11 protein-coding genes are annotated in these 14959 nt (G+C 76.2%); 2 read left to right on the forward strand and 9 right to left on the reverse strand.

Annotation, left to right across the window (positions count from 1 at the left end; genetic code table 11):
• Positions 1-2: 2 nt before the first annotated feature.
• Positions 3-695, forward strand: a complete 693-nt coding sequence (locus AC4OR8_RS02720; RefSeq protein ID WP_492164034.1) for an EcsC family protein — start codon at positions 3-5, stop codon at positions 693-695.
• On the opposite strand, the gene AC4OR8_RS02725 is transcribed toward AC4OR8_RS02720, so the two are convergent.
• The 6 genes from AC4OR8_RS02725 to AC4OR8_RS02750 all read right to left on the reverse strand — a co-directional run bounded on the left by AC4OR8_RS02725 (position 656) and on the right by AC4OR8_RS02750 (position 8835).
• On the reverse strand, positions 656-1879 hold the full coding sequence (locus AC4OR8_RS02725) for a hypothetical protein (RefSeq protein ID WP_492164035.1): 1224 nt from the start codon (positions 1877-1879) through the stop codon (positions 656-658). The two genes, AC4OR8_RS02720 and AC4OR8_RS02725, sit on opposite strands and share 40 nt — an antisense overlap.
• On the reverse strand, positions 1876-3048 hold the full coding sequence (locus tag AC4OR8_RS02730) for a hypothetical protein (RefSeq protein WP_492164036.1): 1173 nt from the start codon (positions 3046-3048) through the stop codon (positions 1876-1878). The genes AC4OR8_RS02725 and AC4OR8_RS02730 overlap by 4 nt, the downstream gene beginning before the upstream one ends.
• Positions 3045-4178 carry a hypothetical protein gene (locus AC4OR8_RS02735; RefSeq protein ID WP_492164037.1) on the reverse strand — a complete coding sequence of 378 codons (1134 nt, stop codon included), beginning with the start codon at positions 4176-4178 and terminating at the stop codon, positions 3045-3047. Before AC4OR8_RS02735 ends, AC4OR8_RS02730 begins: the two co-directional genes overlap by 4 nt.
• Positions 4175-5212 (reverse strand): hydroxymethylglutaryl-CoA lyase, encoded by a 1038-nt coding sequence (locus AC4OR8_RS02740; RefSeq protein WP_492164038.1) that lies wholly within the window; start codon positions 5210-5212, stop codon positions 4175-4177. Before AC4OR8_RS02740 ends, AC4OR8_RS02735 begins: the two co-directional genes overlap by 4 nt.
• The gene (locus AC4OR8_RS02745; RefSeq protein WP_492164039.1) at positions 5209-7143 is read right to left on the reverse strand and encodes an acetyl/propionyl/methylcrotonyl-CoA carboxylase subunit alpha; all 1935 of its coding nucleotides are present in this window, start codon (positions 7141-7143) and stop codon (positions 5209-5211) included. The genes AC4OR8_RS02740 and AC4OR8_RS02745 overlap by 4 nt, the downstream gene beginning before the upstream one ends.
• Before the next feature lie 123 nt (positions 7144-7266).
• Entirely contained in the window at positions 7267-8835 is a 1569-nt protein-coding gene (locus AC4OR8_RS02750; RefSeq protein WP_492164040.1) for a carboxyl transferase domain-containing protein, read from the reverse strand.
• Positions 8836-8921: 86 nt separating this feature from the next.
• Here AC4OR8_RS02750 and AC4OR8_RS02755 point away from each other — a divergent pair, with 86 nt between their 5' ends.
• A complete protein-coding gene (locus AC4OR8_RS02755; RefSeq protein WP_492164041.1) occupies positions 8922-9500 on the forward strand; it encodes an SACE_7040 family transcriptional regulator in 579 nt (192 codons plus the stop codon).
• A 438-nt stretch (positions 9501-9938) separates the two neighbouring features.
• On the opposite strand, the gene AC4OR8_RS02760 is transcribed toward AC4OR8_RS02755, so the two are convergent.
• The 3 genes from AC4OR8_RS02760 to AC4OR8_RS02770 form a co-directional block, all read right to left on the reverse strand.
• A complete protein-coding gene (locus AC4OR8_RS02760) occupies positions 9939-11186 on the reverse strand; it encodes an MFS transporter (RefSeq protein WP_492164042.1) in 1248 nt (415 codons plus the stop codon).
• 135 nt (positions 11187-11321) lie between these two features.
• Positions 11322-12041, reverse strand: coding sequence for an SWIM zinc finger family protein (locus AC4OR8_RS02765; RefSeq protein ID WP_492164043.1), 720 nt, complete (start codon positions 12039-12041; stop codon positions 11322-11324).
• Positions 12038-14875, reverse strand: coding sequence for a DEAD/DEAH box helicase (locus AC4OR8_RS02770; RefSeq protein ID WP_492164044.1), 2838 nt, complete (start codon positions 14873-14875; stop codon positions 12038-12040). The genes AC4OR8_RS02765 and AC4OR8_RS02770 overlap by 4 nt, the downstream gene beginning before the upstream one ends.
• Positions 14876-14959: the final 84 nt, after the last annotated feature.

A 14959-nucleotide genomic window follows, 5' to 3' on the forward strand; every position in this document is an offset into this window, starting at 1 on the left:
GCATGAGCGCTCGCAGAGGACTGACCGGACACCTGACCCGCACCATCGCGCCGAAGGTCACCGGCATGGCGCCGGGGCTGACGACGTCGTTCGTGCGGGAGGCGCTGAACCGCGCGATCCGCGGGGTCGGTCCGCTGCCCGGCGCCGCCGCGGCGGCCGACAAGCAGCTGGCCGAGCAGGGCGGTGACGTCGACAAGGCCGTGCACGAGGTCATCGAGAACCACGTGCGCCTGGCCGGCGCGCAGGGCCTGGTCACCAACATCGGCGGCGTGGTGACCGCGGCCGTGTCGATGCCGGCCAACATCACCGGGCTGGCGCTGGTGCAGTGCCGGATGATCGCCTGCATCGCCCACCTGCGCGGCCACGACCTCGACGACTCGCGCGTGCGCAACGCCATCCTGGCCTGCCTGATGGGCGAGGACACCGTGGCCTCGCTGATCAAGTCGGGCAAGCTCCCCGGTCCGCCCAGCGCCCTGCTCACCGCGCCGGCGGGCTCCCCCGACACCGACCGCGCCGTGTCCACCGAGGTGGCCAGCGACCTGGTGACCCGGGTGATGGGCAAGCGCCTCGCGGTCACCGTGGGCCGCCGGGTGCCGGTGGTGGGCGGCGTCGTCGGCATGGGCGCCGACGGCTACTCCACCTGGAAGATCGGGCGCTACGCCGAGCGCGAGCTCCTGCCGCGCACCAGCCGGTAGACCGCCAGCGCCCGACGTCCGGCGCCCCCGGCCTGCAGGCGGCGCACCACCTTCTCCCGCACCCGGTACGACGGGCGCAGGTAGGAGCGCCGCAGCGCCTCGTGGGCGTCGTGCAGCTCGTGGTGCAGCCGCTCCTCGGTGTGGCGCAGCCGTGCGTTCTCCAGCAGCAGCGCGCTGATGGCGTCGACCGCGGCGCCGGCCACCTGGGTCTCCGACGGTGCGTCGGGGTCGGCCCAGGCCGGGTCGACGGGGGCGCCGGTGAGGTCGTCGAGGTCGCCCATGACGTCGTAGCCGCGGGTGCGCACCTCCGCGACCCACCGCGCCCCGAGGTCGCTCACCCACGGGTGCACCTCGGGCGGCAGCGCCAGGCGCGGGGTGCGGGTGCGCTGCGACAGCGTGCGGTGGGCCAGCAGCTCGCGCACCAGCGGGCGGTAGTCGGCCGGCTCCAGCCGGGCGTTGACCGCCTTGTTGACCCGCCGCACCAGCGCGGTCTCCGCGGCGCCCAACGACGGGTTGGCCCGCTCCGCCTCGAGGTCGAGCTCGATGCCGTCGAGGCCGAGCGCCCGGCTGAAGCGCTGCCACAGCAGGTCGGGCGGCCCGCCCGGGGGCGGCACGGTGACCAGGTGCACCCGCTCGGGAGGCAGGTCGTGGCCCCACCGGTCGAGGATGTCGGGGATCTCCTGCACGCCCCAGAACCAGGTGGCGATGCGCCCCTCGCGGGCGGGGTCGCGCAGCTGGGCCAGGAACCGCTCGTAGGTGATCGTGCTGCGGTGCTTGACGTTCTCCTGCCACTCCGCCGGCACCTGGCGCACCAGGTCGCGCACCGACAGCACCAGGTGCACCTCCGTGCCGCTGCCGTCGGCGCGGTGGCCCAGCGACTCCAGCGCCCGCCCGACCTGTGCGCGCGACGCGGTCGCCAGGATCTCGTGGCTGATGATCGCGGTGCCGCGGTGGGAGCGCACGCGAGCGGCGAGGTCGTCCCAGGCGCCGATGGCGTCGGCCTCGAGGCCGCCCCAGGGCAGCCGCATCAGGTCGAGCGCGGCCAGGAACTGGGCGTCGAAGCGCTCGGCGGGGTAGAGGATGTCGTGCTGCAGCAGGCGGTCGCGGTTGCGGTGCAGCACGTCCTGCACGTACGACGTACCGGTCTTCGGGGTGCCGACGTGGAGGAGGACGCGCTGGCTCATCGGTCGTCCTCTCGGGTCGGGGTGGGGTGGTCGTGCTCCCGCAGCAGTCGCACGGCGAGGTCGAGCACCCGCGCGTCGTCGGGGTCGGCGCCCTCGGCCGCGGCCAGCGCGTCGGGGGCGTCGAGCAGGGAGCCCGGGTCGCCGACGACAGGGTAGCCAGCCGCGAGCAGCGCGTCGCGGACGCGCCGCGAGCGACGCACGACCCACCGCTGGTGCTCCGGCGGCACCACCAGCGCGGGGCCGGGCAGGCCCTCGAGGCGGGGCAGCAGCACCTCGCGCAGCAGCAGCCGACGTCGCGGCGGCAGCACCAGCAGCCCGAGGCCCTGCCCCACGCGGCGGGTGAGCTCGGCGGCGTCGGCCGACGGGCGGTGGGCGTCGAGCACGGTGCGGGCCGGAGCGCCGACCAGCGCGGGCAGTGCGGCGTGGTCGAGCACCACCCGCACCCGCGCCCGGCCGACCCGGGCGGCCCAGCGCTCGGCCACGGCGGCGACGTCGAGCGCCGGCGCCGGCTGGCCCCGGGCGACCGCGGTGTCGAGCCACGTGCGCCACGGCACGGCGCCGCCACCGACCGCACGAGCGGTCCAGGTGTCGGCGAGCACCTCCGACAGGCTGCGGCCCACCACCAGCACCACGGGGGGCGGTCCGCCGGCCCGGCGTCCGGGGGGACGGCCGGCCTGCGCGAGCCGGCGCCGGTAGGCCGGCGCGCACCACGGGTCGCCCACCAGCCGGTACGTCGCCCGCCGCCGCGACCGGCCCGGCAGGGAGCGGCGACGGGTGCTCCCGGGGGGCGTCGGCCGGGTCGCGTCGAGCTCGGCCCCGGCGGCGAGGACGTCCTCGGCGAGCAGGCCCCCGGCCACCCGCACCAGCTCGTCGTCGGGCAGGTCGGCGGGGTCGACGGGCGCCGGGCCGAAGCCGACCCCTGAGCCGCCCACCCCGACGAGCTCGAGGTCGGGGCGGCCGCGACCGGGGGCGCTGGCGCCGAGCACCCGCGCTGCCAGCGCCGGCGACGCACCGCCGGCGAGGTTCAGGCGGCGCAGCAGCTCGAGCTGCTGGGCCCCGGGCAGCACCCGCCCGCGGCCCGGCACCTGCGCGGTCCACTGCGACCACGGGGTGGTCCCGCCCGCGCCGAGGTGGTCGCGCCACGCCCAGGCGCGTTCCTCGCCGCTCACGTGTCGAGCAGCCGCTTGGCCTGCTCGCGCACCCGGGTGCCGAGCTGGCGGTCGGGGTCGTCGCGGCGGGCGGCCTCGCGGGTCATCGCGGCGAGCGCGTCGAGGGCGGCCGAGAGCTGCTGACGCGGCGGCACCCGGTCGGGGTCGACCCACCCGGCGCCCTTCTCGGGGGCCACCGGACGCAGGTCGGCGACGTCGCCGACGACGTGCACGCCGCTGGCCTCCACCCACTCGATCCAGCGCTCCGCCTCCTCCGAGGCCCAGCCGTGCAGGCGCGGCGGCAGCACGAGCCGGCTCGTCGAGCGACCGACGAGCTCGCGCTCGGCCAGCAGCTCGCGCACCAGCACGTCGAAGTCGGGGGCGCCCCGGGCGCGGCGGCCCAGGCGCTCGTTGAGCCGGCGCAGCAGCGCGCTCTCGGCGGGGCCGAGGGAGGGGTTGGTGCGCTCGCTCTCCTCCGGCGCCCACGCGGGGTCGATGGAGAAGGCGCGGCAGAAGCGCAGCCACAGCTCGTCGCGCGACGCCGGCGGGGCGCCGGGACCCGGGCGCTGCGGCACCGTGACGACGTGCACCTGCTCGGGCGGCAGGCCGGCCGACCAGGTGCCGAGCACGGCGGGCAGGTCGAAGGAGCGCCGGAACCAGGTCTGGCCGCGGCGGGCGCGCTTGAGGAAGCGGCGGTAGGTCCAGGTGCGGCCCTGCTTGATGCTCTCCTGCCAGGCCGCCGGCAGCTGGCGCGCGAGGTCACGGGCGCTGTAGACGACGTGCACCTCGGTGTCGTCGCTGCCGCCACCGGTGAGGTCGTGCTTGGCCTTCGCGACGTGCTCGGCCGAGGCCGGTGCCAGGATCTCGTGGCTCACCACGAACGTGCCGGTCCGCCGGCGCACCCGGCGTACCAGCGCGTCCCAGCTGCCGTCGGCGTGCCCGGGCTCGCCGCCCCAGTCCTGGCCGAGCAGGTCGAGCGCCGCGCGGAAGTGGAAGAGGCCGGGGCTGACCAGCGCCGAGCGGGTCGGCACGTGCACGTCGTGGGCCGCCAGCGCGCGCGCGTTGAGGCTCAGCCGGTCCTGCAGGTAGGTGGTGCCGGTCTTCGGGGCACCGATGTGCAGGTAGACCCGGCGGCGGGCTGCGGGACTCACCCGGGTGATTGTGCCAGCGCCCTCACCACCGCCGACGGGCTGGGGCGTCCCAGGTGCTGCGCCATCCAAGCGCTGGTGGCGACGAGCGCGGGCAGGTCGACGCCGTGCTCGACGCCGAGACCGGTGAGCAGCCACACCAGGTCCTCGGTGGCGAGGTTGCCGGTGGCGCTGGCGGCGTAGGGGCAGCCGCCGAGCCCGCCGGCCGAGGCGTCGTACGTCGTGACGCCGGCGCGCAGCCCGGCGGCGGCGTTGGCCAGGGCCTGGCCGTAGGTGTCGTGGAAGTGCAGCGCGAGCCGGTCGGGGCCGACGCCGGCCTCCCCGAAGGCCGCCACCAGCGCGGTGACGTGGGCGGCGGTGCCGACGCCGATGGTGTCGCCGAGGCTGAGCTGGGTGGCGCCGAGGTCGAGGAGCCGGCGTCCGGTGGCGACGACCTGCGCGAGCGGCACCGGCCCCTCCCAGGGGTCGCCGAAGCACATGCTGAGGTAGGCGCGCACGTCGAGGCCGGCGGCGCGGGCCCGCTCGACGGTGGGGGCGAACATGTCGAGCTGGCTCTCCAGGCCGCGGTTGAGGTTGCGCCGGGCGAAGGTCTCGGTGGCCGAGCCGAACACCGCGACGTGGCGCAGCCCCAGCGCGAGCGCCCGGTCGAGGCCGCGCTCGTTCGGCACCAGCACCGGCAGGGCGCGGGCGGTGTCGCCGAGCTCGTCGACCAGGCGGGTCATCAGCTCCTCGGCGTCGGCCAGCTGCGGCACCCAGCGCGGGTGCACGAAGCTGGTGGCCTCCACGACCGGCAGCCCCGCCGCCAGCAGGCGCCGGACGAACTGCGCCTTCACCTCCACCGGCACCGTGGTCGACTCGTTCTGCAGGCCGTCGCGCGGGCCGACCTCGTGGATCGTCACCCGCCGCGGCAGCGCCTCGTCGCGCACCACCATCGGCAGGGTGCTGCCCACCGGCCGGGGCGGCCGGTCGCCAGTCGGGTCGCCGGTGGGGTCGCCGGTGGGGTCGGCCGTGGGGTCGAGGGCGGGCTGCTGGCTCACGCGCCCTCCCCCGTGCCGGGCTCGCCGGTCTCGACGTCGGGCCGGACGACGAACAGCGGCGCGCCGAGCGCCACCTGGCGCCCGACGACCGCGGCGACCTCGGTGACGGTGCCGGCGAACGGCGCGCGCAGGGCGAGCTCCATCTTCATCGCCTCCACCACGCCGAGCACGTCGCCCTCCGCGACGCCCTGGCCCTCGACGACCCGCACGTCGAGCACCGTGCCGGGCATCGGCGAGACCAGGGTGCCGTCGCCGGCGGCGACGGCCTGGTCGAGGGCGGGGTCGGGGCGGCGGAAGACGTGGCGCTGCCCGTGCAGCACCACCTCGACCTGGTGGGCGGTCGCGTCCACCACGGCACGGGTGCGCCGGCCGTCGACGTCGAGGACGACGGTGTGGTGCTCGGCGCTGTGCTGGGTGACCGGCACGCCGTCCACGGTGCCGCGCGTCGACGTCGTGCGCTCCACCACCACCGCCACGTCGAGCCCCACCCGCTGCGGGGCCGCGGGGCCGCCGAGGCGGAACCCGTCGGCGGCGAAGGGGCCCATGGCGGTGCCGGGGGCCGGCCCGGTGACCGCGGTGAGCATCGCCTGGGTCCACGCGGCGACGAGCCGGGCGGGCGCGGGGTCGGGCGGCGCCACCTCGTGGTGGTCGAGCCAGGCGGTGTCGATCGTGGCGTCGCGGAACTGCTCGGAGGCCACCAGCGCGCGCAGGAAGCCGGTGTTGGTGGTCAGGCCCAGGATCGCGGTGTCGTCGAGCGCGGCGACCAGCGCCAGCCGGGCCGCCTCGCGGTCGGGGCCGTGCGCCACGACCTTGCCGAGCATCGGGTCGAACGACGTGGTGACCACCTGGCCGCCCTCCAGCGCGTGGTCGACGCGCACGCCCGGGCCGGTGGGCCAGCGCACGATCGAGGTCGCCCCGGCCTGCGGCAGGAACCCGCCGAACGCGTCCTCGGCGTACACCCGGGCCTCGACGGCGTGACCGGTGAGGCGGACGTCGTCCTGGGTGAGCGGCAGCGGCTCGCCGGCCGCGACCTGCAGCTGCAGCTCCACCAGGTCGAGGCCGGTGACGGCCTCGGTGACGGGGTGCTCGACCTGCAGGCGGGTGTTCATCTCGAGGAAGAAGAACTCGTCGGTGTCGGTGTCGAGGAGGAACTCGACGGTGCCGGCGCCGACGTACCCGACGTGGGCGGCGAGGTCGACGCCCGCCTGGCGCAGCCGGGCGCGGGTCGCGTCGTCGAGGGTCGGCGCGGGGGCCTCCTCGAGCACCTTCTGGTGGCGGCGCTGGGCGGAGCAGTCGCGCTCGCCGAGGTGGAGCACGGTGCCGTGGGCGTCTCCGACGACCTGCACCTCGACGTGGCGGCCGTGCTCGACGTACTTCTCGATCAGCACCGTGTCGTCGCCGAACGACGCCAGGGCCTCACGGCGGGCGGCCGCGGTGGCCTCGGCCAGGTCGGCCTGGTCGCGCACGATCCGCATGCCCTTGCCGCCGCCGCCCGCTGCGGCCTTGACGAGCACGGGGCCGGTCCAGCGCTCGACGGCGTCCGCCCCGGTCGGCACCACGGGCACACCGGCCGCCACCGCGATCTCGCGGGCGGCGTCCTTGCGGCCCATCTGGTCCATCACCGCGGCGCTCGGGCCGACCAGGACCACCCCGGCCTCGGCGAGGGCGGCGGCGAACACGGCGCGCTCCGACAGGAAGCCGTAGCCGGGGTGCACGGCGTCGGCGCCGCTGGCGACGGCCGCCGCGACCACCGCGTCGACGTCGAGGTAGCTCGGCACACGCACCGCGGCGTCGGCCGCGCGCACGTGGGGCGCGGTGGCGTCGAGGTCGGTGTGCACGGCGATCGTGCGCAGGCCGAGGCGGGCCGCCGTCCGCATGACGCGGAGCGCGATCTCGCCTCGGTTGGCGATCAGGAGGGTCTCGATGGGCATGCTGCCGCCTCTCGCGCACTGAGATTTCGACGCGACCGTCGCGCCCTCGTTCCTCGGTCGCGGGTCTTGCTCAATCTGAGCGCGCCCACGCGCCGAGCTCGTTCCTCGCTCGTCACTGCGCGCTCACATCCGGAAGATGCCGTAGGAGGGGGGCGGGACCGGCGCGTGCGCCGCGGCCGCCAGGCCCATGCCGAGCACGCGGCGGGTGTCGACGGGGTCGATGACGCCGTCGTCCCACAGCCTCGCGGTGGAGTAGTACGGCGAGCCCTGCGTGTCGTACTGCGCGCGGATCGGGGCCTTCAGCTCCTCGTCGTCGGGCCGGCCCGCGACCGTGGCCAGCACCGACGCGGCCTGCTCGCCGCCCATCACCGAGATGCGGGCGTTGGGCCACATCCACAGGAACCGCGGGTCGTAGGCCCTCCCGCACATGCCGTAGTTGCCGGCGCCGAAGGAGCCTCCGATGACGACGGTGAGCTTCGGGACCACGCTGCAGGCCACCGCGGTGACCAGCTTGGCGCCGTCGCGGGCGATGCCGGCGTTCTCGTACTCGCGACCGACCATGAAGCCCGAGATGTTCTGCAGGAACACCAGCGGGATCCCGCGCTGGTTGCACAGCTCGATGAAGTGCGCGCCCTTCAGCGCCGACTCCCCGAACAGGATGCCGTTGTTGGCCACGATGCCGACCGGGTGGCCCCACACGTGGGCGAAGCCGGTCACCAGCGTCTCGCCGTAGAGCCGCTTGAACTCCTGGAAGCGGCTGCCGTCGACGACGCGGCGGATCACCTCGCGCACGTCGTACGGCGTGCGGACCTCGGCCGGCACGACGTAGTAGAGGCCGTCGGGGTCCTCGAGCGGCTCGTCGACCTCGCGCACCTCCCACGGCGCCGGCGGGGCCGGCCGCACGGTGTCGAGGATGCCGCGCACGATGGCCAGCGCGTGGTCGTCGTCGTCGGCGAGGTGGTCGACCACCCCGCTGCGGCGGGCGTGCACGTCTCCACCGCCGAGCTCCTCGGCGGTGACGACCTCGCCGGTCGCGGCCTTCACCAGGGGCGGGCCGCCCAGGAAGATCGTGCCCTGCTCCTTGACGATCACCGTCTCGTCGCTCATCGCCGGGACGTAGGCTCCGCCCGCGGTGCACGAGCCCATGACCGCGGCGACCTGCGGGATGCCCCGCGACGAGAGCTGCGCCTGGTTGAAGAAGATCCGCCCGAAGTGCTCGCGGTCGGGGAACACCTCGTCCTGCATCGGCAGGAACGCACCCCCCGAGTCGACGAGGTAGACGCACGGCAGGTGGTTCTCCGCCGCGACGGCCTGGGCGCGCAGGTGCTTCTTGACCGTCAGCGGGTAGTAGGTGCCGCCCTTGACGGTGGCGTCGTTGGCGACCACCACGGTGAGCCGGCCGCTGACGGTGCCGAGGCCGGTGACCACGCCGGCGCTGGGCACGGTGTCGGGACCGTCCGTGCCGGCCCTGTCGGTGCCGGCCCCGTCGCGGGCGGGGCCGTACATGCCGGTGGCGGCGAGCGGGCTGAGCTCGAGGAAGGGGCTGCCGGGGTCGAGCAGGCGGTCGACGCGGTCGCGCACGAGCAGCTTGCCGCGGTCGGTGTGCTTGCGGCGCGCGGCCTCCCCGCCGCCAAGGCGGGCCGCGGCCAGCCGCCGGTGCAGGTCGGCGGAGAGCTCCCTGAGGTCGGTCACCCGCCCAGGTTAGCGATCGTTAACCGTGGCGTCCACGACCGGTCCGCTCCCGGCCCCGCCAGGTGAACGACCGCTAACCTGGGTGGGTGACGACCGAGCAGGCGGCGCCGTCGAGCCGCCGGCAGCAGATCCTCGACACCGCCGCCGAGCTCTTCGCCCAGCGCGGCTTCCACGGCGTCTCGGTCGCCGACCTCGGCGCGGCCTGCGGCATCTCCGGGCCCGCGCTCTACAAGCACTTCGCCTCCAAGGACGCCGTGCTCGCCGAGATGCTGGTCTCCATCTCCCAGGAGCTGCTCGCCGTGGGCGCGGCGCGCGCCGAGACCACCTCCTCCCCCGCCGCCGCACTGGCTGCGCTCGTCGACCACCACGTCGACTTCGCGCTGCGCCACCGCGCGCTGATCGTCGTCCAGGACCGCGACTGGGAGTCGCTGCCCCCCGCCGCGCGCGAGCAGGTGCGGACCCTGCAGCGCGAGTACGTCGACGTCTGGGCCGAGCAGCTGCGCCGCCACCACTCCCGCCTCGGCCTCGACGAGGCCCGCGCCACCGCCCACGCCGCCTTCGGCCTGATCAACTCCACGCCCCACAGCAGCCTGCTCGACGACGCCGCCATGCGCCGGCTGCTGCCCGCCATGGCCCTCCGCGCGCTCGGCGTCCCCGCCTCCTGACTTCGTCGCCGCTGCTCGTGCGGTGGTGCGTGGGTCGTGTGCGTGGGTCGTGTGCGTGGGTCGTGTGCCTGGGTCGTGTGCCTGAGGACGCGGTGCAGCGCGCCGCCAGGCACACGAGCCCCTGCCCCTAGCCGGACCCGACCCCGACCGCGGGCGTTCGAGCCTGGTCGTGTGCCCCACGACGCGGCCCAGCGCGCCAGGAGGCACACGACCCGCGCACCCACCCCGCGGCACCGGCCCAGCCGCCACAGCACCCGGGTCGTGTGCCCCACGACGCGGCCCAGCGCGCGGTCAGGCACACGACCCACAAACCGAACCCGCGGCACCGGCCGAGCCGGCACAGCACCCGGGTCGTGTGCCCCACGACGCGGTCGGGCGCGTCCTCAGGCACACGACCCCCCGGCGACCGGACCGACGCAAGCGCCGGAGGAGCGGGGGTCAGGCGCCGACGGGCTGCGCGGCGGGGTCGGCGCCGGTCTCGGCCCGCCGCTCGATGCGGCGCAGCAGCGGCTGGGCGAGTCCGGTGAGCACCACGGCGACGCCCGCGCCGACCACCGCGACGGCGAAGGCCGCGGTGTGGCCCGAGGCGTCGGCCAGGCGGCCGGCGGTGCTGGAGCCGATGGCGTACCCGACGCCGGTCGCGCCGGCCATCAGGGTCATCGCCGCGCCGACCCGCGCGGGCGGGGAGACCCGCTCGGCGAGGGTGAAGGTGGTGATCATGTAGGGCGCGATCACGGTGCCGAGCACCAGCACGGCCAGCGACAGCGCCGCCAGCGAGTCGACCAGCAGCAGCGGCGACGACAGCACCAGCATGCCGACCGCGAAGCACACGAGGCGCCGCGACAGGTGGAAGCGCTCGGGCAGCGCGACGACGAGCAGTCCCGCGGCCACCGAGCCGATGCCGAGCACCGCGTGCACCAGTCCGGCGAGGCCGAGCTGGCCCTGCGCCTCGGCCAGCACCGACGTCCCGGTCTGCACCGAGCCGAACAGCACCCCCACCAGCAGCTGGGCCACCAGCAGCACCGCGAAGGTGGTGGTGACCAGGCGCCCGCGCGCCGCACCGTGGTGGGCGTCGTCGACGAGGCGGGCCGTGGGGTGCAGGCCGAACCAGGTGCCGAACGCGAGCAGCAGCAGGGCCGCCACCACGACCGCCGTACCGGGGCTGGCGATCGCCACCACGACGCCGAGCAGTGCGGGCCCGAGCACGTACGACGCCTCGTCGGCCGCGCCCTCGTAGGAGAACGCCGCGTCGACGAGCCGGGCGCGGCCCGGCCCGGCGTGCCGGGTGATCGGGCGCCAGCGCACCCGCGCCAGCGGGCCGACCTGCGGGATGAGCACCCCGGCCAGGCCGGCGGCCGCGACCAGCACCGGTACGTCGGCGCCGCGGTGGGCCAGCAGCACCAGCAGCAGCAGGCCGCAACCGCCGGCCAGCGACTGCGCCACGACCACGACCCGCTGGCCGTGGCGGTCGGCGAGCGCACCGGCCACCGGGGAGCCCACGGCGTTGGCGACGGCGAGGGTGCCGGCGGCGAGCCCGCCGGCGGCGTAGGAGCCGGTGACCGACGAGACCAGGAGCAGGGCGCCCATCTGGCTCATCGCGGCGGGCAGGCGACCGACGAAGGCGACGGCGACGTAGAGCGGGCCGGCGAGTCCGAGGAGTCGACGGTAGGAGACGAGCGGTGACACGGAGGTTCTCGAATCTGGCTGTGTCGGGGTACGACAGGACGGGCGCACGTCGAACCCGCCTCCGAGACGCGCAGAAACCCTCAGCACCCCCATCGTAGCGAGCGCTACGCGCACCGACCAGTCGTCGGCACCGGCTCAGAACAGGTGGTCGAGGTCGTCGTCGCCGCGCGCGATCAGCTGGAGCAGCCGCGCGGCGCGCACGGTGGCGTCGAGGGCGAGCCCGACGTCGTCGAGACCACCGCCCGCCGAGCCCGCGTCGTCGGCGTCGTCGGCGTCGTCCCCGCCGGCGACCGGGTCGGGCGCGGCGCGGGCGTGCAGCCGGGCCAGCAGCTCCTCGCGGCCCAGGCCGCGCAGGTGCAGCAGGACGAACGGGTCGGCCTCGATCAGCCAGGCCAGCTGGTAGAGCACGGCGAGGGCGTGCGGGCACGGGTCGGTCCAGTGCTGGCAGGAGCAGGTGGAGGTGAGCTCACCGCCGTACGGCAGCAGCTCGACGCCGGCCTCCTCGGCGTGCTCGACGAGGTCGTGGGGCAGGTCGCCGGCCAGCAGGGCCGCCACCCGCCCGGCCTGGGCGGCCACCGCCTCCACCAGCGCCTCCGCGGCCGTGACGTCGAGCACCGACACCCCGCCGGAGGTGGCCCACAGGCCGTGCTCGTCCTCCACCGCGGCCACGAAGGTGCCGTCGCCCACGGCGATCTGTCCGACGTGGCCCCCCCGGGCCAGGGAGCGGGCGCGGGCCAGGTCGCCCTCGGCGTACGCCGACTCCTCCACCGCCCGCACCCAGGCCTTGCCCCACCAGGTGACCGCGCGGGTGCGGGAGCGCCGCGGCGCGACCCGGGTGTGCAGCAGCGTGGTCACCGCGGGTCCGGCTCGTCGGGCGTGCGCCGCAGGGTCACCAGGTCGCGCAGGTCGGCGTCGCTCAGCTCGGTGAGCGCGGCCTCGCTGCCGCCGAGCACGGCGTCGGCCAGCGCCCGCTTGCGCGCCAGCAGCTCGGCGACCTTCTCCTCGATGGTGCCGCGGGTGAGCATGCGGTGCACCTGCACGGGCCTGACCTGGCCGATGCGGTGGGCGCGGTCGGTGGCCTGCTCCTCCACCGCGGGGTTCCACCAGCGGTCGACGTGGATGACGTGGTCGGCGCGGGTGAGGTTGAGACCGGTGCCGCCGGCCTTCAGCGACAGCAGGAACACCGGTGCGGGCTCGCCCGGTGTGACCTGCTGGAAGCGGCGCACCATCGCCTCGCGCTCGCGCACCGGGGTGCCGCCGTGGAGCAGCTGGTGGGGCACGCCCTGCGCGGCGAGGTGGGTCGCGACCAGCCGCGCCATCGCGACGTACTGGGTGAAGACCAGCGCCGCGCCGTCCTCCGCGATGACGGTGGCGAGCAGCTCGTCGAGCAGGTCGATCTTCTGCGAGCGCCCGGCGATGCGTCCGCCGTCCTGCTTGAGGAAGTGCGCCGGGTGGTTGCAGATCTGCTTCAGGCCGGTGAGCAGCGCCAGCACCAACCCACGACGGGTGTCCTCGTCGGCGCGCTCGATGCGGGCCATCGTGTCGCGCACGAACGCCTCGTAGAGCACCGTCTGCTCGCGGGTGAGCTGGAGCGGGTGGTCGGTCTCGGTCTTGGCCGGCAGCTCGGGGGCGATGCCGGGGTCGGACTTGCGCCGGCGCAGCAGGAACGGCCCGATCAGGTCGGCGAACTGGCGCGCCTTGGTCGGCTCCAGGCCCGACTCGATGGGGGCCGCCCACACCTTGCGGAAGGCGTTGCGGCTGCCCAGCAGGCCCGGGGTGGCCCAGTCGAGGATGGCCCACAGCTCCGACAGGTCGTTCTCCACCGGCGTGCCGGTGAGCGCCACCCGGGCCGCGCTGGGGATGCGGCGCAGGTGGCGGGCGGTGGTGGAGCGGGCGTTCTTCACGTGCTGCGCCTCGTCTGCCACCACCAGGTCCCACGGCACGGTGGCGAGCAGCTCGTGGGAGACCCGCATCGTGCCGTACGTCGTGAGCACGAAGCCGCCCTCGAGGCCGTCGAGCCCCTCGAGCGAGCGCTGACCGCCGTGGAACCGGCGTACCGGCGTGCCGGGGGCGAACCGCTGGACCTCGGCCTCCCAGTTGCCGAGCAGGCTGGTGGGGCACACGACGAGGGTCGGCCCGGTGGCGCCCTCGGCGCGGCGGTGCAGGTGGAGCGCGATCAGGGTGACGGTCTTGCCCAGGCCCATGTCGTCGGCCAAGCAGGCCCCGAGGCCCAGCGAGGTGAGCTCGGCCAGCCAGGTCAGGCCCTGCAGCTGGTAGTCGCGCAGGGTGGCGGCCAGCCCCGGCGGCGGGGCCAGCGGGGGGCGGGTGGCGGCGTCGGTGATGCGGTCGCGGACCTTCAGCAGGCTGGCGCCGACGATCACCTGCTCGCCGTCGGCCCCCGCGCCGTCGGTCGTCGCGCCCGGGCGGGAAACGGTGCCGACGCCGGTCAGCGCGGTGGCCAGCGCCTCCACGGCGCCGACGCTGCGCACCACCCGCCGGCGGGCCTTGCGGGCCACCGCGGGGTCGACGACGGTCCACCCGCCGCGCAGCCGCAGCACCGGCGCGGCGGCGCCGGCCAGCTGCTCCATCTCCTCCTCGGTCAGCGGGTCGCCGTGCAGCGCCACCTGCCAGGAGAAGGCGAACATCGCCTCGGGGCCGAACAGGCCGTCGTGCAGCGCGTCCTCCCGCGTGGCGGCCGAGCCCGGGCGGGGCGCCCGGTCGAGCACGGCGGTGGCGGTGAGGTCGCGCCCGAGGCTGCGCGGCCAGAGCACGTCGACGCCGCGCTGCTTCAGCGCGCCCACGCCGTCCTCGAGGAGGCTGACCAGCTCGTCGGCGTCGAGGGTGATCTCGTCGGGCACCCGCAGCTCGAGCAGCCGCTCCAGCACCGGCCAGGCGTCGGCCGCGGCGCGCAGGGCCACCAGGGCGTGGGTGCGGGCCCGGTCGCCGAACCCGTGGGACGCCTCGTGGCCCGACTCGGTCCAGAGCACCGCGGCGTCGGCGACGTGGAGGGCGTTGCGCTCGTCGTGCACCTGCAGCACCAGCCGCACGGCGCCGGCGACCAGCTCCTCCTCGTCGGCCTCCACCCGCAGCGACACGGTCACCAGCTGGGGGCGGTCGTCGGGCACGCCGCGACGGTGGGCGTCGATGCGTCGCTGGAGGCGGTCGGCGAAGCCGGCGGACGACGGGGACGCCGACGCCGTGCCCGCGCGGCCCCCCGGCCGGGCCGGCCTGACGGCGCTGGCCGTGCTGGCCGCCCCGGCACTCGCCGGGCCCGTGGGCGCCGAGCGCGGCATCGCGTCGCAGACCGCGTCGATGACCTGGCGCACCAGCGCCTGCGCCGCCGCCTCGTCGAGGTCGTCGTGGCGCCGGGACCGGGCCAGCATCACCACCCGGTCGTGGTCGGCGGCGTCGAGCGGGGCCGCCCGCCACGCCGCCGGTGCGCCCGGGCGCTCGGGACCGGGCTCGAGACGCCCGGCGGCCACCAGGCGCATGCCCAGCAGCGCGGCCCCCGACAGCAGCCCCACGCTGGGGTGCAGGTCGTCGCGGGCGTGGGCGCGGGTCAGCACCGGCAGCGCCGCCCGCATGGGCAGCGCGACCGTGCGCCGCTCGTCGGCGAACTCCACCACGCCGTCGCGCGGCGGGTCGGCCGGGCGGAACGTGGCGGTGCCGGTGACGGGGACGAAGCTCAAGCGGGCACCTCGGGGCTGCGGCGGATCACGCGTGGGGCGGGACTCGACGGTAACGACTGCCGCCGACGGTTGGTTCCGCCGCGG

It is taken from the genome of Nocardioides sp. FY1077 (assembly GCF_058681775.1).

Excerpts from the sequence above, each read along its gene's own strand:
- AC4OR8_RS02720 (WP_492164034.1), top strand. The coding sequence starts at position 3 with ATGAGCGCTCGCAGAGGACTGACCGGACACCTGACCCGCACCATCGCG.
- AC4OR8_RS02725 (WP_492164035.1), bottom strand. The coding sequence starts at position 1,879 with ATGAGCCAGCGCGTCCTCCTCCACGTCGGCACCCCGAAGACCGGTACG.
- AC4OR8_RS02745 (WP_492164039.1), bottom strand. The coding sequence starts at position 7,143 with ATGCCCATCGAGACCCTCCTGATCGCCAACCGAGGCGAGATCGCGCTC.